This is a genomic window from Amycolatopsis sp. NPDC043885, from assembly GCF_056435685.1.
The window spans coordinates 1-18886 of the sequence record NZ_JBWKEA010000010.1 but is presented as its reverse complement, the minus strand read 5'-3'; the positions used below and the strand labels follow the sequence as shown (position 1 = coordinate 18886).

The 18886-nt window shown below is 70.1% G+C and carries 17 protein-coding genes and 1 rRNA gene; 4 read left to right on the top strand and 14 right to left on the bottom strand.

What is annotated here, in order from left to right; all coding sequences use genetic code 11:
* Positions 1–63: 63 nt before the first annotated feature.
* Positions 64–966: a site-specific tyrosine recombinase XerD gene (gene xerD / locus AC069I_RS26355; RefSeq protein WP_465436755.1), complete on the bottom strand. Its 903-nt coding sequence runs from the start codon at positions 964–966 to the stop codon at positions 64–66.
* A 118-nt stretch (positions 967–1084) separates the two neighbouring features.
* Here xerD and AC069I_RS26350 point away from each other — a divergent pair, with 118 nt between their 5' ends.
* Positions 1085–1570 (top strand): DUF1707 domain-containing protein, encoded by a 486-nt coding sequence (locus tag AC069I_RS26350; protein WP_478224878.1) that lies wholly within the window; start codon positions 1085–1087, stop codon positions 1568–1570.
* A 52-nt stretch (positions 1571–1622) separates the two neighbouring features.
* On the opposite strand, the gene AC069I_RS26345 is transcribed toward AC069I_RS26350, so the two are convergent.
* Positions 1623–2249 carry an NUDIX domain-containing protein gene (locus AC069I_RS26345; protein WP_478224879.1) on the bottom strand — a complete coding sequence of 209 codons (627 nt, stop codon included), beginning with the start codon at positions 2247–2249 and terminating at the stop codon, positions 1623–1625.
* Positions 2246–3946 carry a CTP synthase gene (locus AC069I_RS26340; protein ID WP_126736751.1) on the bottom strand — a complete coding sequence of 567 codons (1701 nt, stop codon included), beginning with the start codon at positions 3944–3946 and terminating at the stop codon, positions 2246–2248. The genes AC069I_RS26345 and AC069I_RS26340 overlap by 4 nt, the downstream gene beginning before the upstream one ends.
* Before the next feature lie 88 nt (positions 3947–4034).
* Here AC069I_RS26340 and aroA point away from each other — a divergent pair, with 88 nt between their 5' ends.
* The gene (aroA, locus tag AC069I_RS26335; protein ID WP_478266590.1) at positions 4035–5321 is read left to right on the top strand and encodes a 3-phosphoshikimate 1-carboxyvinyltransferase; all 1287 of its coding nucleotides are present in this window, start codon (positions 4035–4037) and stop codon (positions 5319–5321) included.
* Here the strand turns inward: aroA and AC069I_RS26330 are convergent.
* Positions 5318–6253: an aminoglycoside phosphotransferase/kinase family protein gene (locus AC069I_RS26330; protein WP_478224881.1), complete on the bottom strand. Its 936-nt coding sequence runs from the start codon at positions 6251–6253 to the stop codon at positions 5318–5320. The genes aroA and AC069I_RS26330 overlap by 4 nt on opposite strands.
* Positions 6254–6276: 23 nt before the next feature.
* Positions 6277–6954, bottom strand: a complete 678-nt coding sequence (locus tag AC069I_RS26325; RefSeq protein WP_478224883.1) for a GntR family transcriptional regulator — start codon at positions 6952–6954, stop codon at positions 6277–6279.
* A gap of 149 nt (positions 6955–7103) precedes the next feature.
* Here AC069I_RS26325 and AC069I_RS26320 point away from each other — a divergent pair, with 149 nt between their 5' ends.
* Together AC069I_RS26320 and AC069I_RS26315 are read left to right on the top strand one after the other, a co-directional pair.
* Positions 7104–8546 (top strand): NCS1 family nucleobase:cation symporter-1, encoded by a 1443-nt coding sequence (locus tag AC069I_RS26320; protein WP_478224884.1) that lies wholly within the window; start codon positions 7104–7106, stop codon positions 8544–8546.
* Positions 8546–9256, top strand: coding sequence for an aspartate/glutamate racemase family protein (locus AC069I_RS26315; RefSeq protein WP_478224885.1), 711 nt, complete (start codon positions 8546–8548; stop codon positions 9254–9256). Before AC069I_RS26320 ends, AC069I_RS26315 begins: the two co-directional genes overlap by 1 nt.
* Before the next feature lie 63 nt (positions 9257–9319).
* Here AC069I_RS26315 and AC069I_RS26310 read toward each other — a convergent pair whose 3' ends face one another.
* From AC069I_RS26310 to rrf, 9 genes are all read right to left on the bottom strand, one after another.
* Complete coding sequence (locus tag AC069I_RS26310; RefSeq protein ID WP_340685736.1) at positions 9320–10267, bottom strand: copper transporter; 948 nt, start codon at positions 10265–10267, stop codon at positions 9320–9322.
* A complete protein-coding gene (gene steA / locus AC069I_RS26305) occupies positions 10264–11448 on the bottom strand; it encodes a putative cytokinetic ring protein SteA (RefSeq protein WP_340685737.1) in 1185 nt (394 codons plus the stop codon). Before steA ends, AC069I_RS26310 begins: the two co-directional genes overlap by 4 nt.
* A 220-nt stretch (positions 11449–11668) precedes the next feature.
* Positions 11669–13465 carry a DNA repair protein RecN gene (gene recN / locus AC069I_RS26300; protein WP_478266686.1) on the bottom strand — a complete coding sequence of 599 codons (1797 nt, stop codon included), beginning with the start codon at positions 13463–13465 and terminating at the stop codon, positions 11669–11671.
* A 104-nt stretch (positions 13466–13569) separates the two neighbouring features.
* The gene (locus tag AC069I_RS26295) at positions 13570–14481 is read right to left on the bottom strand and encodes an NAD kinase (RefSeq protein WP_072026471.1); all 912 of its coding nucleotides are present in this window, start codon (positions 14479–14481) and stop codon (positions 13570–13572) included.
* Entirely contained in the window at positions 14478–15293 is an 816-nt protein-coding gene (locus AC069I_RS26290; RefSeq protein ID WP_257485873.1) for a TlyA family RNA methyltransferase, read from the bottom strand. Before AC069I_RS26290 ends, AC069I_RS26295 begins: the two co-directional genes overlap by 4 nt.
* Before the next feature lie 4 nt (positions 15294–15297).
* Complete coding sequence (locus AC069I_RS26285) at positions 15298–15504, bottom strand: hypothetical protein (RefSeq protein WP_039924600.1); 207 nt, start codon at positions 15502–15504, stop codon at positions 15298–15300.
* Positions 15505–15562: 58 nt separating this feature from the next.
* Positions 15563–16552 carry an HAD-IIA family hydrolase gene (locus tag AC069I_RS26280; RefSeq protein WP_478266589.1) on the bottom strand — a complete coding sequence of 330 codons (990 nt, stop codon included), beginning with the start codon at positions 16550–16552 and terminating at the stop codon, positions 15563–15565.
* Positions 16545–18473 (bottom strand): tetratricopeptide repeat protein, encoded by a 1929-nt coding sequence (locus AC069I_RS26275; RefSeq protein ID WP_478266588.1) that lies wholly within the window; start codon positions 18471–18473, stop codon positions 16545–16547. The genes AC069I_RS26280 and AC069I_RS26275 overlap by 8 nt, the downstream gene beginning before the upstream one ends.
* Before the next feature lie 163 nt (positions 18474–18636).
* Positions 18637–18753: ribosomal RNA gene (gene rrf / locus AC069I_RS26270) — 5S ribosomal RNA — on the bottom strand.
* Positions 18754–18886: the final 133 nt, after the last annotated feature.

The following is an 18886-nucleotide window of genomic DNA, read 5'->3' as shown; positions in this document are numbered from 1 at the left end:
GCGCGATCCGTGAGTCGAGCCAACGAGGCACGCCGGGACCGACCGGGTCGATTAGGCCCCGTTCTAGCCGAGCGCGCGGGGATGTGCTGTCGCATAAACCTCGCGGAGTGTGTTGACCGTGACCAGCGTGTACACCTGGGTGGTGGTCACCGAAGCGTGGCCGAGGAGTTCCTGCACGACGCGGACGTCGGCGCCGCCTTCGAGAAGGTGCGTGGCGAAGGAATGGCGCAGCGTGTGCGGGGAGACGCCCGCCGTGATCCCCGCCGATTCCGCGGTGTCCTTGAGAACCTGCCACGCGCTCTGCCGGGAAAGCCGGGAGCCGCGGGCGTTCAGGAACATCGCCGGCGTCCCCCTGCCGTGGGTGGCGAGCGCCGGCCGCGCGCGGACGAGGTACGCGTGCACCGCTTCCAGCGCGGGACGGCCGATCGGCACGATGCGCTGCTTGCCGCCCTTGCCGTCGAGCAGCACGGTCCGTTCGGCGTCGTCGATGTCGTCGACGTCGAGCCCCACGGCCTCGGAGATCCGCGCGCCGGTGGAGTAGAGAAGTTCCAGCAGCGCCCGGTCCCGCAGGGGGCGTTCGCCCTCGGGCGGCGGGGTTTCCAGCAGCTTCAGCACGTCGTCCACCGGCAGCGCCTTGGGCAGCCGTTTGGCCGCGGCGGGCGGGCGGACCTCGCGGGCCGGATCGTTCTCGGTGATGCCGTCGGCGTGCGCGAACTTGTGCAGCCCCCGCACCGCGACCAGCGCGCGGGCCGCCGAGGACGCTGCCAGCGGCTGATGCTCTTCGTCGCCTTCGCGCAGCGCCGCGCCGAAGGAGGTGATGTGCGCAGAGGTGACGTCGCTGAAGCGCTCGACGTCGGCGGCGCCGAGGTACGCGGTGTACCGGCGCAGGTCGCGGGAGTAGCTGTCGAGGGTGTTCCTCGCGGTTCCGCGCTCGACCACCAGATGGTCGAGGTAAGCGGCGACCACCTGGGCGACTCCGGTACCGCCTGCCCGTGACACACGGACACTCTAGGACGACCGCGACCCGTTCGGGGGTTCGCCGCGCGTACCGCGTCGCGGGTGTGAAACGGGCTACCTTGGGAGCATGTCCCAGCAACCGGACCCGGACGAAATGCGCGCCGGCACAGCCGAGCGCGAGGAGGCGGCGCGGCTGCTCGCCGACCACTACAGCCAGGGAAGGATCACGCCGGACGAGTACGAGGGCCGCGTCCTCGCCGCGTACGAGGCCGTGACGTTCGGCGAACTCCGGCCGCTGTTCCAGGACCTTCCCGCGCCGCATCCGGCGTACCTGGCGCCGCGGTTCGACCCGCCGCCGTTCGTGCCCGTGTACCAGCAGCCCGCCGCGGTCGCGCCGTACTCACCGAAGTCGAAGGTCGCCGCCGGGGTACTGCAGATCGTGCTGCCGTTCGGGATCGGGCGCTTCTACACCGGCCATGTCGGACTCGCTCTGGGGCAGCTGGCGGTCGTGGTGGTCACCTGCGGCGTCGGGGTGGTCTGGCCGATCGTCGACGGGATCGTGCTGCTGGCGAACGGCGGCACCGACGCGCAGGGCCGCCGTCTCCGGGACTGAACGCCTCGTGAGTGGTAAGGACGGTTCTAACCGTCCTTACCACTCACGAGCGCTAGAGACCGCGTGAAGCGAACTTCGTCGGCCTGTCCTCCCAAGGCGCGTCGGCGGGCCGCGACGAAGCCGCCCCCGAAAGCACCGCGTGCGCGGCGAGCACGCCACCGACGGTCGACCCGTTCACCAGCTCACCGGCCAGCGCCATCCGGACCGCCTCGGCGAGCGGGAACTTCCGCATGACGAGGTCCGCCTCCTCGTCGCCAAGGACCTCCCTGTCCACTTCGGACAGGTCGCGGGCGAGGTAGACGCGGACGACCTCGTCGGTGAAGCCGGGCGACGCCGCGACGTCGACCAGGGTCTCCCAGCGCTCGGCGCTGAGCCCGACCTCCTCGACCAGCTCGCGTTGGGCCGCGCCGACGGGGTCCTCCCCCGCCTTGTCGATCAGCCCGGCGGGCAGTTCCCACAGCCGCCGCCCGATCGGATGACGGTACTGGTGGATCAGCGTGACCGCGCCGTCCTCGTCGAGCGCGACGACGGCGACCGCGCCGAGGTGCTCGACGACCTCACGACGGGCGGTGCCGCCGCCGGGCATCACGACCTCGTCGACCCGCAGCCCCACGACACGTCCGATGTGGACGTCCTTTGTGGACGCGACGGTGAATTCGTGCTTGCCTGGCTCGGTCACCGGGCCACCGTCTGAGGGGCCTCGGGCAGCTCGACCGGCAGCCGCTCGGCGACCTTGCGGTCGACGACGGCCTTCACGAACGCGCTGAACAGCGGGTGCGGGCGGGTCGGACGGCTCTTGAGCTCCGGGTGCGCCTGGGTGCCGACGAAGAACGGGTGCTTGTCGGCGGGCAGCTCCACGAACTCGACCAGGTGGTCGTCGGGCGAGGTACCCGAGAACACCAGACCGGCGTCGGAAAGGCGCTTGCGGTAAGCGTTGTTGACCTCGTAGCGGTGACGATGCCGCTCGGAGACCTCGGTGCTGCCGTACGCCTTCGCGACCTGCGAGCCCGGCTTGAGCTTGGCGACGTAGGCGCCGAGCCGCATGGTGCCGCCCATGTCGCGCTCGCCGGCGACGACGTCACGCTGGTCGGCCATCGTCGAGATGACCGGGTTCGGGCCGTCCTCGAACTCGGCCGAGTTCGCGTCCTTGATACCCGCCAGGTTCCGCGCCGCGTCGATCACCATGCACTGCAGGCCGAGGCACAGGCCCAGCAGCGGCAGCCCGTGGGTGCGGGCGTAGGCGATGGCGCCGACCTTGCCCTCGATGCCACGGACGCCGAAGCCGCCCGGCACCAGCACGCCGTCCACATCGGACAGCGCCGCGGCCGCGCCGGCCGGGGTCTCGCAGGAGTCAGAGGGGACCCAGGAGATCTGGACCTTGGCGCGGTGGGCGAACCCGCCCGCGCGCAGCGCCTCGGTGACCGACAGGTACGCGTCCGGCAGGTCGATGTACTTGCCGACGAGCGCGACCCGCACCGTCTCCGACGGGTTGTGCACGCGGTCGAGCAGGTCGCCCCACACGGTCCAGTCGACGTCGCGGAACGGCAGCCCGAGGCGGCGCACCACGTAGGCGTCGAGCGCCTCACGGTGCAGCACCTTCGGGATGTCGTAGATCGACGGCGCGTCGGGGCAGGCGATGACGGCTTCGGTGTCGACGTCGCACATCAGGCCGATCTTGCGCTTGAGGTCCTCCGGCAGCTCACGGTCGGCGCGGCAGACGAGCGCGTCGGGCTGGATACCGATGTTGCGCAATGCGGCGACCGAGTGCTGGGTCGGCTTGGTCTTCAGCTCGCCCGAGGGGGCGAGGTACGGGACCAGGGAGACGTGGAGGAAGAAGCACTGGTCGCGGCCGACGTCGTGGCGGACCTGACGGCAGGCCTCCAGGAACGGCAGCGACTCGATGTCGCCCACGGTGCCGCCGACCTCGGTGATCACGACGTCCGGGCTGTTCCCGTCCTCGTCGGCGCCCGCCGCGGCGGTGATCCTCGCCTTGATCTCGTCGGTGATGTGCGGGATGACCTGCACGGTGTCGCCGAGGTACTCACCGCGGCGCTCCTTGGCGATGACCTCGGAGTACACCTGCCCGGTGGTGACGTTCGCCTTGCCGTCGAGAGCCCGGTCGAGAAAACGCTCGTAGTGCCCGATGTCCAGATCGGTCTCGGCGCCGTCGTCGGTGACGAACACCTCACCGTGCTGGAACGGGTTCATCGTGCCCGGATCGACGTTGAGGTACGGATCCAGCTTCTGCATCGTGACCCGGAGCCCACGTGCGGTAAGGAGCTGACCCAGGCTGGAAGCCGTGAGTCCCTTACCCAGAGAGGAGGCAACGCCTCCGGTGACAAAGACATACTTGGTAGCCCGCGACTGAAGTCCCACGGGCTTCCACCTTATCGCACGCCCGCCGAAGCGCTCACCGGCCACGCCGCAAGCGTCCGTTGGAGTGGAAAACCGCTACTCTCGCGGCGTGACAGACGCGCACGACACCTGGACCGCACCGGTCGCGGAAGGCCCGCTCGACGCGGACATCCGTGTCCCCGGTTCGAAGTCGATCACCAACCGGGCCTACGTCCTCGCCGCGCTCGCCAGCGCGCCGACGCGGGTGCGGACCCCGCTCGACTCCCGGGACGCGCGCCTGATGCTCGGCGCCATCTACGCGCTCGGCGCCCACTCGCAGGGCAGCATCGGCGGCTACCTCGTGCACCCGCTCGGCCCCGGCCGCGTCCATCCCGACGAGACCGTCCGGGTGGAGCTCGGCAACGCGGGCACGGTCGCCAGGTTCACCCCCGCGCTCGCCGCGCTGGGAACCGGCCCGGCGCTGTTCGACGGCGACGAGGCCATCCGCCGCCGTCCCATCGGGCCGCTGCTGAAGGCACTTCGCGAACTCGGCGCCCGCATCGACGACGACCGCCGCGAGGCGCCGCCCTTCACCGTCCACGGCGAAGGCGGCTTGCGGGGCGGCAGGGTCGACCTGGACGCCTCGGCGTCGAGCCAGTTCCTGTCCGCACTGCTGCTCGCTGGGCCGTCGTTCCAGCAGGGTGTCACCGTGCGCCTCGTGGGCGGCCAGGTGCCGAGCGAGCCGCATATCGCGATGACCGTCGAGATGCTCCGCCGGTTCGGGGCCACTGTGGACCGCGAGGGCGCCGAGTTCCACGTCGCGCCGACACGGCTTTCGTGCCCCGAGTACGTCGTCGAGCCGGATCTTTCGACGGCGGCGCCGTTCGTCGCCGCCGCGATCGCGACCGGCGGCACAGTGCGCATCGCGGGCTGGCCGCAGCGGACGACGCAGCCCGGGGACTGGCTGCGCAGCCTGGCGCCCGTTCTCGGCGCCACCGCCGAACTCGACGCGGCGGGCCTGACGGTCACCGGCAGCGGCGCGATTCCCGGCGTCGAACTGGACCTGCACGACGTCGGCGAGCTGACGCCGGTGATCGCGGCGCTGCTGTGCTTCGCCGAGGGACCGTCGGTCATCTCCGGGGTGGCGCATCTTCGCGGCCACGAGACCGACCGGCTGACCGCGCTCGCCACCGAACTGTCGTCGCTCGGCGCCGACGTCCGCGAGACCGAGGACGGGCTGCGGATCACGCCGGCGCCGCTGCACGGCGGGAAGTTCCGCACCTACGACGACCACCGGCTGGTGATGGCGGCGGCGGTGCTCGGCCTGAAGGTCGAAGGGGTCGAAGTGGAGAACCCGGGGACGGTCGGGAAGACCTTCCCCGGATTCGCCGAAGCCTGGACTTCGATGCTCGGCTAGCCGAGCCCTCCGGCGAAGGGGGTTCCCCGCCACTGGTCGATCATCGGCTTGAGACCGTCCACCAGCATCGGCAGCTCGGGCGCCATCGACAGGCACGCGACCACCTGAAGCAGGCCCACCGCCTCGAAGGTTCGCAGCGCGCCTTCGTCGACCTCGCGCAGGCCGAGTCCGACGGCGGCGGCGTTGTAGGCCTCGATGCCTTCGGGACCGTTGAACGCGAGGTCGCGTTCGATCGGGCCGCGGTTCACCAGTTCGAAGTCGGAGTAGAGCTCGCCTTCGGTGGTGACGATCAGGTTGTAGCCCGGCGAGTCACCGTGCACCGGTTGCACGGTGGCACCGGGGAACGCCTTGGCGAAGGCCTCCTCCGATTCCAGCAGCGACCGGAAGACCTCCCATTCGCGGCGGGCGCGGTCGAGGTCGGCGGGGTCGAGCAGCTCCGGCCTGCCTTCGAGCTGGGCGAGGCCGTCGGGGATGAACGGGTCGAGCCCGTTCAGGAACGCCAGGTCGCCGGGATAGTCACGGAGCGTGGCGTGCAGCTTCGCGACGAGCTTGGCCGAGTGCTCCACGGCAAGGTTCGCGTCCTCGACGAACTCGATCAGTTCCCAAAAAGTCATCGAGAAACCGTCGCGCTGCACGGGTTCCGCCGGTACCAGCGGGCTCGGCTTGACGACCGGAAGCCCCTTCTCGCCGAGCCAGGTGGCGACGGCGAGTTCGCGCCGCTGGTCGGTCAGCTGTGTCTCCAGCGTGGTCGTGCGCGGCAGCACGGTCGGCACGCGCACGACGACCGGCGAAGGCGCCAGCCGCACGATGACGGAGAAAACGTCGTACAGGACCTCGGGTTCGGTGACGGTGATGCCGAGGTCGCGTCCCGCGGAAACCGCGGCGGCCACCGCCCGCGCGGTGCGGGCGGCCCGTTGTTCGTCGGTGATCATGACGCGAGTCTGACATGTCCGGTTCACCCGGCGGAGCGTTCTCCGTCATCTTCGGGGAACAGCGCCTTCAGCGTGACCGCCCGGTTCACCCGCACATGCTCGACGGCGTGGGCCCGCGCGCGGTCGGCGTCGCCCGAAACGATCGCGTCGTAGAGACGGCGGTGCTCGTCGAGCAGTTCGCCCCAGTGCTCGTTCTGGCTGGTCAGCCAGCGCAGCCTGCCTTCCAGCGGGCGGAGGATCTCGTGCAGCAGCCCGTTGCCGGCGAGCGCGACGATCTGGTCGTGGAAGCGGGTGTTGAGCAGAGTGATCCGGGCCGGGTCACCACTTTCGGTCGCGCGGGCGGCGTCGGTGAGCAGCCGTTCGAGCGCGCGGAGTTCCGCTTTGCCCGCCCGTTCGGCGGCCAGTCCGGCAGCGAGTCCTTCGAGTGCCTCACGGACGTCGAACAGCTCCTCGACGTCGGCCTTGGCCAGCTGGCGCACGACGATGCGCCGCGGCGACTGGACGGCGAGGAAGCCCTCGGCCTCCAGGCTGCGGATGGCCTCGCGCACCGGGACCCGCGAAACTCCGAGGTCCTCGGCGAGCTCGCGTTCGACCAGCCTGTCCCCCGGCTTCAGCCGTCCGGCGAGGATACGTTCACGCAGCTCGTCGCGGACCCGCTGCCGGGTCGCGGCCAGCGGCTGACGCGGTCCTTCCTCGGCCACCCGACCCCCTCGTTCAATACTGCCGTAACAGCTCGTAACCCGAGTTTATCGGCAGAAACCTTGACGGCGGGCCACCGCGGGGTGATATTTGGGATGCCAAATTTTGGGATACCAAATCGACCGGATGTCCCCGTCGATCGGAGGCCCGCATGACCGCCGCCCCAGCAACCCGGTCCGAAGCGCCTACCACCGAGAACGCCGATCCCCGGCTCTGGAACGAAGATCTCGCCCCGGCGAAAGAACGCCGCTGGAAGGTCTACGACATCTTCGCGCTGTGGATGTCGGACGTGCACAACCTCGGCAATTACACCTTCGCGGCGGGCCTGTTCGTCCTCGGGCTCTCGGCCTGGCAGGTGTTCACCGCGCTGCTGACCGGTTTCGTGCTCATCTACTTCGGCATGAACCTGATGGGCCGGATCGGCCAGAAGACCGGCGTCCCCTTCCCCGTGGTCGCCCGCATCAGTTTCGGCACCTTCGGCGCGAACCTGCCCGCGCTCATCCGCGCGATCATCGCGATCTTCTGGTACGGCATCCAGACCTACCTCGCGTCCGTGGCCATCACGCTGCTCGTGCTCGCGATCGATCCGGGTCTGAAACCGTGGACCGAGGTGGGTTTCCTCGGCCTGCACGCCCTCGGCTGGATCTGTTTCATCGCACTCTGGCTCGCGCAGGCGCTGGTGCTCACCCGCGGTATGGAAGCCGTGCGCAAGTTCCAGGACTGGTGCGGTCCCGGCATCTGGGTCGTGATGATCGCGCTCGCCGTGTGGATCCTGGCCGCCGCCGACTGGAACATCTCCTTGACCAGCAACCCGAAGGCACTGTCCACAGGGGAGCAGGTACGGCAATGGTTCGGCGCCGTCGGGCTGATCCTGTCCATCTACGGCACCCTGATGCTCAACTTCTGCGACTTCTCGCGGTTCGCCCCGAACCAGAAAACGGTACGGCGCGGCAACTTCTGGGGACTGCCGATCAACTCGACGGCGTTCGCGCTGCTGTCGGTGCTCGTGACCGCGGGCAGCCTCCAGGTGTTCGGTGAAGCCATCACCGACCCCGCCGAACTGCTGGCCCGCATCGACAACACGCCCGTGCTGATCATCGGCGCGCTGACCTTCGCGATCGCCACCATGGGTGTGAACATCGTCGCGAACTTCGTCTCCCCCGCCTACGACCTGGCCAACATCTGGCCGAAACGAATCACCTTCACCCTCGGCGGGATGATCAGCGCGGTGGCGGCGTTGTGCGTGCTGCCGTGGAAGCTGTACTCGTCGCCCGCGGTGGTCAACTACTTCCTCGGCGGTCTCGGCGCCTTCCTCGGCCCGCTGTTCGGCATCATGATCGTCGACTACTACCTGGTGAAACGCGGCCGGATCGACGTGGACAAGCTGTTCGTGGCCGGACCCGGTTCGCCGTACCACTACAAGCGCGGATTCAACCCACGCGCGATGGTCACCTTCCTGCCCACCGCGGCGCTGTCCGCGATCATCGCCCTGGTGCCGTTCTTCGCCCCGGCCGCGCCGTACTCGTGGTTCATCGGTACCGCTTCCGCCGCGGCCCTCTATTTCGTGGTGTCGCGCAAGCAACGGGTCGCGTGATGCGGATCCTGGTCACCAACTGCAACACCACCGAGGCGATGACCAAGGAGATCGAGGCGGGCGCCCGCGCCGCGGCGAGTCACGGCACCGAGATCCTGGCCAGAACCCCGTTGTGGGGCCCGGAATCCGCCGAGGGCTGGCTGGACAGCTTCCTGAGCGCCGCGGCCGTCCTCGACCTTCTCAACGGGCTGGACGAGCCGTTCGACGCGCTCGTGATGGCCGGTTTCGGTGAGCACGGCAGGGAAGGCGCGCGGGAGCTGCTCGACGTCCCCGTCGTCGACATCACCGAGGCCGCCGCGCATCTGGCCTGCCTGCTGGGAAGACGCTACGGCGTCGTGACCACATTGGACCGGACGTGCGGGCTCATCGAAGACAGCCTGCACGCCGCGGGCGTCGCGCAGAACTGCGTCGGCGTCCTCGGTGCCGGGCTCGGGGTGCTCGAACTGACCGACGAACGCCGGACGGAATCGGCACTGCTGACCGCCGGACGGCGCGCCCGCGACGCGGGTGCGGAGGTCCTCGTCCTCGGCTGCGCGGGGATGACCGGCCTCGATCGCCGGATCTCGGCGATGCTGGACATCCCGGTGATCGACGGCGTCGCGGCCGCGGTCCGGCTGGCCGAATCCCTGGTGGCGCTGAACCTCAAGACCAGCCGGGCCGGCTCCTACGCCCGCCCACTCCCGAAAACCCGCCTCTGGCCCCGCGTTTAGTCCTCTGAATGCGGTAGTTGCACACGCAAGTACCGCATTCAGAGGACTAAACGCGAAAGGGGGCTAGTTGCCGTCGGCCGCGATACCGGGGGCCGGAGCCTGGGCATTGCCCGCGATGCCGTAGCGGCCCGCGCCGCCTTCGAGCTGCTCGCGCAGCGCCAAGATCGTGGTGACCCGGCCGGCCGCGGTCTCCGCGTTGTCCACAGTGGACAGGATCGAGGTCGACGAGGTGTCGGCGCGGACGACGCCGATCGCGCCGGTGCCGTCGGCGGATCCCGCGTCGCCCGCCAAGACGGTGCCCGCGCCGGAACGGTCCAGCTGCGCGGCGAACCGCGCGATGGTCGACGCACGGTCACCGGCGCCGTCCCCGGTGTACTTGGAACCGGTGAGCACGATCGCGAGCTGCGCGGGCTTCACGTCTCCGCCGGTCTTGAGGAAACCGCCGTCGGTGAGCCCGCCGAGCGCGGCCGCCAGCTCCACCGGCGTGGACTGCGGCTGCGCGTTGTCCTTGTTCAGCAACGCGACCGAGCCGAGCAGAGCGCCGGCGAGGGTGCCGGGGTCGCCCGCGGTCGGGAACTGGACACCGGCGGGCTGGAGCCGCGAGACGACGTCACGCAGCTGATCGGAGCGCATCGGGTCGGAGAACGCCTCGGTCAGCTGGATCTCCCCGGTGACGGCGGCACCCGCCTGGCCGACGAGCTGCTTGAGCGCGTCGCGGTCCGCGGGCTTCGCGTCCTCTGTGGTCACCAGCACCACCGAACGCTTGTCCAGCTGCCCGGCGACGACCTTCGGCCCCATCGCGCCGGCGAACGCGTCTGCGTCGCCGAGCCTGGCGTTGAGCGTGTTGCGCTGCGCCTCCAGATCCGCGACCTGGGAACCCAGATCCTCCTTCTGGCCGGCGAGACCCGAAAGCAGGGCACCGTTCAGTGCCGTGGACCCGAGCACCACCCCGAGGGCGAGCGCCAGGAAGCAGGCGGCGATGGAAACGATGTGGTACCGCAGTGAAATCACGTGAAGAGTCCCTTGCCCCAGGCGATGAACGAGTTCCAGGTGTCGCGGATCCAGTCGAGGTAGACCGAACCCACGTCGGACACCAGCAGTGCGGCCGCGACGGCCACCAGGGTCGCGACGACCAGCAGGACGATGGCGCCGATGGACACCCGGCTGCGGTGCAGGGTCGCGACCGCCTTGCCGTCGACCAGTTTCGTGCCGAGTTTGAGCCGGGTGAGGAACGTCGACGGGTTCGAGCCGGACCGGCCGTGGTCGAGGAACTCCCGCAGCGTCGCCTGGAAACCGACGGTGACCACCAGGCTCGCCTCGTGCGCGTCGGCCAGCAGCAGAGCCAGATCCTCGGCGTTACCCGTCGCCGGGAAGGTGACCGCGCCGATCCCGAGGTCCTGGATGCGCTCGACACCCGGCGCGTGCCCGTCCGGCTGCGCCGGGACCACGACCTCGCCACCGCTGCGCAGGGTCTCGGCGCCGATCCCGTGCGGGTCGCCGACGATGACGTCCGGCTGATATCCCTGCGCGCGCAGCGTGTCGGCCCCGGCGTCGACACCGATCAGCACCGGCCGGTGCTCGGCGATGTACTTCTTCAGCTTCTTGAGGTCTTCGGCGTGCCCGTTGCCGCCCGCGACCACGAGGGCGTGCCGGTCCTTGAGCGGCACCCGGATCTCCGGGACACCGACACCGTCGAGGATGAGGCTGCGTTCCCGGCGGAGGAATTCGATCGTGTTCGCGGAGAACGCCTCGAGCTGGGTGGACATCCCGGCCTTGGCCTCGATCATCTGGTCCGCGACGCTTTCCCGCGTCTGCTGGACACCCGAGCCGAGCTGCCGCTCTCCGATGTAGACGACGCCTTCGTGCAGGCGGAGTTTCGTGCCGTCCTTCACCTTGCGCAGCAGTTCACCGCCGACCGAATCGACGAGCGGGATCCCGGCCTCGAGCAGGATCTCCGGGCCCAGGTTGGGGAAACGGCCGGAGATCGAGGGCGAGGCGTTCACCACCGCCGCGACTTCGGCCTCCACCAAGGCATCGGCCGTCGACCGGTCGAGGTCGAGCTGGTCGAGGACGACGATGTCGCCGGGGCTCAGCCGGCGGAGCAGCTCGCGCGTACGCCGGTCGACCCTGGCGACGCCGGTGATCCCGGGGAGGGTCTCTTGGTTACGCGAGAGCAAGCCGGTGAGCTTCATGCGACCGATAGTGACAAATTCGCGCGGCCTTCTGCGTCCGCCACGCCGATGGAAACACGCCGATTAACCCACACTGGTTCGGCTACGGCCTCACGGAGGCGCGTTGCGAAAGTGGCTTTCGCAACCGCACCTGAGTGGTTTAAGCCCAGTGGTAGTGAAGGCCTCCTTCCCCACCCTGAAGGTAGGGAAGGAGGCCTTCACGGACTCGCTCAGGCAGAGGCTACTTCGTCTTCTTTCGCTTCCCACCGCGACGGGCCTTGGGCTTGTCCGGCGCGCTCTTGTCGGCCTCGGCGACGGCGAGCAGTTCTTCCGCGTGTGCCCGGCCGGTCTCGGTGCTTTCCATTCCGGCGAGCATGCGGGCGAGCTCGACGACACGCTCCGACTGTTCGAGCACGCGCACGCCGCTGCGGGTCACTCCGCCGCTGGTGCCCTTGTCCACCACCAGATGCTGATCGGCGAACGCGGCCACCTGCGGCAGATGCGTGACCACCAGGACCTGGTGACTGCGCGCCAGCCGCGCGAGCCGCCTGCCGATCTCGACCGCGGCCCGGCCGCCGACCCCGGCGTCGACCTCGTCGAACACCAGTGTCTGCACGGTGTCCGCGTGCGCGAGGACGACCTCGATCGCCAGCATCACGCGGGAAAGCTCACCACCGGAAGCGGCCTTGTGCACCGGGAGCGGCGGGGCGCCGTTGTGCGCCCGCAGCAGCAACTCGACGTCGTCGACGCCGTCGGGCCCGGCGTGCACGAGCCTGCCGCCGACCTTCACCGCGTGCGCGTCGCTCTCGTCGACCGCGCGCCGCTCGACGGTGATCTCGATCTCGGCCTGCCCCATGGCGAGCCCGGACATCTCGGCGGTGATCGCCTCGGCGAGTTCGGCGGCGGCCTCGACCCGCGCCTCCGACAGCGTGAGCGCGTGTTCCGCCAGCGTGACGGCGAGTTCGTCGCGGCGCTTGGCCAGCTCGGCCAACGCCTCTTCGGAGGTGTCCATCGTGGACATCCGGCGGCGGGCGTCGTCGGCCCAGGCGAGCACGCCGTCCACGTCTGCCGCGTATTTGCGCGTGAGCCGCTTCAGGTCCGCCTGGCGCGCGAGCACCTTCTCCAGCAACGCCGGGTCGGCGTCGAGCGTTTCGAGGTAGCTGCCCAGCTCGGTGCCCACTTCGGACAGCAGCACCGACGCCTCGTCCAACCGGGGCCCGAGTTCACGCAGCACGGCGTCTTCGGAACCGGTCAGATGGCGGCTCGCCTCCCCGATCAGCCCCAGCGCGCCGGGCGCGTCCGGATCCCCGTCCGCCGAACCGGCGACGGCGGCGTGCGCCGCGCTGGCCGCCGCCCGCAGTTCGTCGACCGCGGCGAGCCGCTTGATCTGCTCGGTGAGTTCCGTGTCCTCGCCCGGTTCCGGCGCGACGGCGTCGATCTCGGCGAGGCCGTGGCGCAACAGGTCGGCCTGCTGCGCCATCTCGCGGGAGCGGGTGGAACGCTCGGTCAGTTCGGCGACGACGGCGAGCCACTCGTCCCGGACCGCGCGGTACCGCTCGAGCGGTTCGGTGACGGCTTCACCGGCGAACCGGTCGATCACCGCGCGCTGCTCGGCGGGCCGCAGCAGCCGCAGCTGATCGTTCTGCCCGTGGACGGCGATCAGCTGCTCGGACAGATCGGCCAGTACCCCGACCGGCACCGAACGGCCGCCGAGGTGGGCACGGGACCGGCCGTCGACCGAGACCGCGCGCAGCGCGATGACACTGCCGTCCTCGTCGACCTCCGCCCCGGCGTCGGTGACGATCCGGGTGGCGCCCTCGGCACCGCCCAGCTCGAAGCGGCCTTCCACGAAGGCCTTCAGCATTCCCGTCCGCACCTTGGACACTTCGGCTCGGCCGCCGGAGAGCAGGTGCAACCCGCTGACGACCATGGTCTTGCCCGCACCCGTCTCACCGGTGACGACGGTGAAGCCCGCGTGCAGTTCCAGCAGGGCGTCCTCGATGACTCCGAGGCCCTGGATGCGCATCTCGGCCAGCACGACGCCCACCGTAGCGGCCCACCCCGACCATTCCCGCACCCGGCACGTCAGGAAAGGGTCGTTCAAGACAAAAAACGTCCTGAACGACCCTTTCCTGACATCCGTCAGCGAGCGTGCCGCTCCCGCCAGCCCTTGATCGGCAACGAGAACTTGTGTACCAACCGGTCGGTGAACGGGCCTTCCCACAACCGGACCAGGCGCACCGGCACCCGGCCGCAGGTGACCCGCACGGCCGCACCGGCGGGAAGATCGAAGGTCCGCGATCCGTCGCAGGTCAGGACGGCGGGCGAACCGTCCGGATCGATGGCGACGGTGATCTCCGAGTCCCGCGAGACGACCAGCGGCCGGGAGAACATCGCGTGCGCGTTGCTCGGGACCACCAGCAGGGCCTGGACGTCCGGCCAGATGATCGGCCCGCCCGCGGAGAACGCGTACGCCGTCGAGCCGGTCGGGGTGGCGCACAGGACGCCGTCGCAGCCGAAGGACGACACGGGCCTTCCGTCGACCTCGATGAGGGCGTCCAGCACGCGCTCACGCGAGCTCTTCTCGACGCTGGCCTCGTTGAGCGCCCAGGTGTTGACGGTCTCCTCACCGTCGACGGTCACGACGACATCGACGGTCATCCGCTCTTCGACCTGGTAGTCGCCGTCGACGGCACGCTGGACGGTGTCGGCGAGCTTGTCCGAATCGGCCTCCGCCAGGAAGCCGACCCGGCCGAGGTTCACGCCGAGGACCGGAACGCCGTTCGGCCTCGCCAGTTCCGCTGCCCGCAGCAGGGTGCCGTCGCCGCCGAGCACGAACACCAGCTCGGTGCCGGCGGCCGGGTCCTGCTCCGGCGCCATGACCGTGCACGGCGCGCCGATCCCGCCGTCGGCTTCCAGCATCTCCCGGACGTCTTCGTCGAGTACCCGGAGCCGCACACCCGCCTTGGCGAAACGGGCCGAAACCTCGCGTGCCGCGTCCCGGGTCGCGTCCCGGTCCGGGTGCACGACCAGCAGCACCTCGCGATCGCTCATTGGGGTCCCTCCAGGACTGCGGTCCGGACGAGCCGCTCGGCGTCGGTGCCGTCGGTCTCCCCCGCCCCACGGGTAAGCCAGACGAAGTATTCGACGTTCCCCGACGGCCCGGGAAGCGGGCTCGCCACGACGCCGCGCAGGCTCAGATCCAGTTTTTCGGCCTCGGCGAGCACACCGAGCACCGATTCGGCGCGCAGCTCCGGGTCCCGGACGACGCCGCCGCTGCCGAGCCGGTCCTTGCCCACCTCGAACTGCGGTTTCACCATCGGCACCAGATCCGCGCCGTCCCGCGCGCAGGCGGCCAGCGCGGGCAGCACGAGTTTGAGCGAGATGAACGAGAGATCCCCGACCACGAGGTCGACCTGCCCGCCGAGGTCTTCCGGGGTCAGGTTGCGCACGTTCGTCTTGTCCAGGACGACCACGCGGTCGTCGGTGCGCAGGCGCCAGTCCAGCAGGCCGCGGCCGACGTCGGCGGCGATCACCGTGGCGGCGCCGTTGCGCAGCAGGACATCGGTGAAGCCACCGGTCGAGGCGCCCGCGTCGAGACAGCGTTTTCCCTCGGTGGAAAGACCTTGCGGGGTGAAAGCTTCGAGCGCGCCGAGCAACTTGTGCGCGCCACGCGAGGCCCAGCCGGGGTCGTCGCCGTCGCGCACCACGATCGGCGCGCCGGACTCGACCCCAGTCGCGGGTTTGGTGGCCACCATGCCGCGCACGGTGACCTTGCCTTCGGCGATCAGCGCCGACGCCTGCTCCCGGGAACGGGCGAGTCCCCGCCGGACGAGCTCCGCGTCCAGGCGGGCGCGTTTGGGCACGCGGTCAGACCTTGTCGATGGTGGACAGCGCCACCGTCAGCTCGGTGTGCACGGCCTCGAACCGGTCGACGTGCTCCGAGAGCGGAAGCGCGGCGAGGTCGTCGAGACCCGCCACGGCTTCGTCGATCCCGGCTCGGGGATCCGTGTCCTGCTGCGCGAACTGATCGGCCTGGACCGCCGGTGGCCCGGGCACCGGCGGAGGGCCCGGCACCGGCGGTCGCGGCACGGGGTGGAAGTGGTCTTGCACCCCACCAAGTTAGCAGCGCTGGTCAGCCGAGGCGCAGCTCGGCGAGCGCGGCGCGGGCGGTGTCGCCCACACCACGGACCTCGGTGATCCCCGAGTCCCAGGCCGCCGCGCACAACGCGCGCAACAGGTCGAGGGAGTCGCCATCACCGTCGGCTTCGAGCACGTCACCCTGTGCGGTGACGCGCCAGCCGTCCTTGGGCCCGATTTCGAGAAGGTCCGCGCGGCTACCCAATCCGGACAGGTCCCACGCGAGGTAGCGCGGACGCTCCTCGGGCCTCGCCGAGATCAGGGATGCCGCGTCGGCGACGCCGGTCAGGACGCAGAGCGCGTCGATCCCCGCCGCGACGGCGCCCTCGATGTCGGTGTCCAGCCTGTCGCCCACGACGAGGGCACGCTCCGCACCCGCGTCCCGTGCCGCCGTCGTGAACAGCCCCGGCGCGGGCTTGCCGGCCACCAGCGGTTCGACGCCGGTGGCGGTGCGCAACGCGGCCACCATCGACCCGTTGCCCGGGAGCAGTCCGCGTTCGCTGGGCAGGGTCGCGTCGACGTTGGTCGCCACCCACAGCGCGCCCGCGCGGATGGCGAGGCACGCCTCCGCGAGAGCGGCCCAGGTGTTCTGCGGCGAGTGCCCTTGCACCACAGCGGCCACGTCCGGACCGGCTTCCCGGATCGTCTTCAGGCCGACGGACTCGATCTGGGCTGCCAGCGAGTCCGTGCCCACGACGAGAACCACCGCGCCCTGAGGCAGCCGCTCACCCAGCAGGGCGGCGGCGGCCTGAGAGCTCGTGTGGACCTCTTCGGGGGTGGCGGGCAGTCCGAGTGCCTCCAGGTGTGCGGAGACCTCCGCGGGTGCCTTGGAGGCGTTGTTGGTCACCCAACGGACGGCCGTGCCGTGGTCCCGAAGTGCCCGGAGCGCTTCCGGTGCGCCCGGGACCACGGTGCTGCCGTGATAGACCGTGCCGTCGAGGTCGAACAGGACCGCGTCGTACCCGGCCGACAGGGCGTCAGCCATTCGTGAGCTCCGCGGCGCGCTCGGCGGCGTCGGTCTCGTCCTCCTCGTCGGCCTCTGCCGCGTTCAGGAACCAGCGGATCGCCTCGTCCTTGCGGTCCGCGGCGGCGAGGTTGTCGGCGTAGGCGTAGAACAGCCGGGCGCTCCACGGGTCGCGCTTCTCCGCCTTGAGGTCGTCACCCTGCAGGGAGACGACGGCGGCGTCCAGCTGACCGAGGTCACGCCGCGCGCCGGCCGCGACGATCGCGAGCTCGATCTGGGTCGCTTTGGACAGGCGCTCCTTGTCGACCTCCTTCGCGAGGTCGAGGGCCCGCTCCGGGCGACCGATGGCACGCTCGGCGTCGGCGATGATCGCGATGTGGTCGTCGGCCCGGGTCATCCGGCGGACGGCCCGCAGCTCGGACAGCGCCTCGGACCAGTTGCCCGCGTGGTAGGCGACCAGGCCGAGCGCCTCACGGACGATCGGGACCCGCGACGCCTTGGCCTTCGCGTACTTGGCGTGCTCCATGGCGGCTTCGGGATCCTCGTCGACGAGGCCACCGGCCGCGACCAGGTGCTTGCCGACGGTTTCCGCGAGTGCCTTGGGCAGGGTGCGGAGTTCCCGGCGGACTTCTTCGTCGAGGTCGGAGAACTCGATACCTTCGGGCAGCTCGGGAGCCTCGAGCAGCTCACGCGCCAAGGTCTCGTCGTCGACAGGCCTGTCCTCGGTGCGCGGAGACGAACGGAAGTCCTTGCGGCCTTCGGAACGGTCACGCTGGGGACGGTCGTCGCGCTTGCGGTCGAAGCCGCCGCGCTTGTCGTCGTACCGCTTCTCCGGCCGGTCGGACGAGCGGCGGTCGGGACGGTCGCCGGACGGACGGTAGGCACCGCGCTTGTCGTCACCGCGCTTGTCGCGGTCGCCGAAGCTCTTGCGCTCGTAGCCACCACCGCTGGGACGGCGGTCGCCGCTGTAGCCGCCGGAACGGGAGCCACCGCGGTCATCGCGATAGGACGGACGCCGGTCGTCACCGCCACCCCGATTGTCACGGTCGCCGTAGGACTTTCCCTGGGGGCGTCCTTCGTAACGGTTGCCGGACGGGCGGTCGTCGGAACGGCCGCGGTTGTCCGAGCCGTAGCCGGAACGAGCCGGGCGGCTGTCGGAGCGCTTCTCGTACCGGCCCTCGGAACGGTTGTCCGAACGGCTGTCCGACCGATTGTCGGAGCGGTTGTCGGAGCGGTTGTCGTAGCTACGCTCGGGACGGCTGTCGGACGAGCGGTAACCACCGCGGTCGCCACCCCGGTTCTCGGACCGGTAGCCCCCACGGTCACCGCCGCGATTGTCACTGCCGCGGTTGTCACGGTTGTCGCCGCCGCGGTATCCACCGCGGTCGCCGCCACGGCTGTCGGACCGGTAACCGCCACGGTTGTCGCTACCCCGGTTGTCCGAGCGGTAACCGCCACGGTTGTCGCCACCACGGTTGTCCGAGCGGTAACCGCCGCGGTCGCCGCCCTTGTAGTCGCGGCTGTCGCGCCGGTCGTCGGTGCGGAAGCCGCCGCGACGATCGTTGTCGCGGCCACCGGACCGGTCGTCACGACGGTCGCCGGCACCAGGGCCACGACGGTCGTCGTTGTTGTAGCGCGGACGGCTCTCGTCGCGTCCCTGACCTGTGAACCGGCTGCCACCGGAGCGCTGGTCACGGGAGCCGTCGCCGCCGCGCGCGGGCTTGCCGGCGTAGCTGCCACCGGAACCGCGGGCGCCGCGATCGTCCCTGCGCGGGCGGCCCTGGTAGCCGCCATCGCGGCCGCCCCGGTCCTGCCTGCCGCCGGCGGAACCGCGCCGGTCACCTCGCTGCGCGTCAGACCGGCCTCCGCGGGGACTGTCGTCCCGGCGACCCGACCGGCCGGACGCGCCATCATCTGAGTCACGTCGACCGAACTCGGACACCTGGCCTCCTGCCACTATTGAAAAGTTTCGACACTTGCGCCCACCCGTCAGGTGAGCCAACGGACCATTCTAGTCGGTCCATGGACATGAAAAGAGACAGGGCCCTGACCGGGGAGAACCTGTTGGGGTTCTCAACCCTGGTCAGGACCCTGTCCTGAAGTTAGTCCGGCGGTGTCCTACTCTCCCACAACCCTTCGGTTGCAGTACCATCGGCGCTGTCAGGCTTAGCTTCCGGGTTCGGAATGGGACCGGGCGTTTCCCTGACGCTATAACCACCGAAACACTATGAAACAACCACTACCCACCGATACTGCTGGTGGTTGTGTGGTGTTTCAGAGCTGTAGAGTGGATGCGTAACATCTTCGTGGGCAAGTCCTCGGCCTATTAGTACCAGTCAACTCGACAACACATTA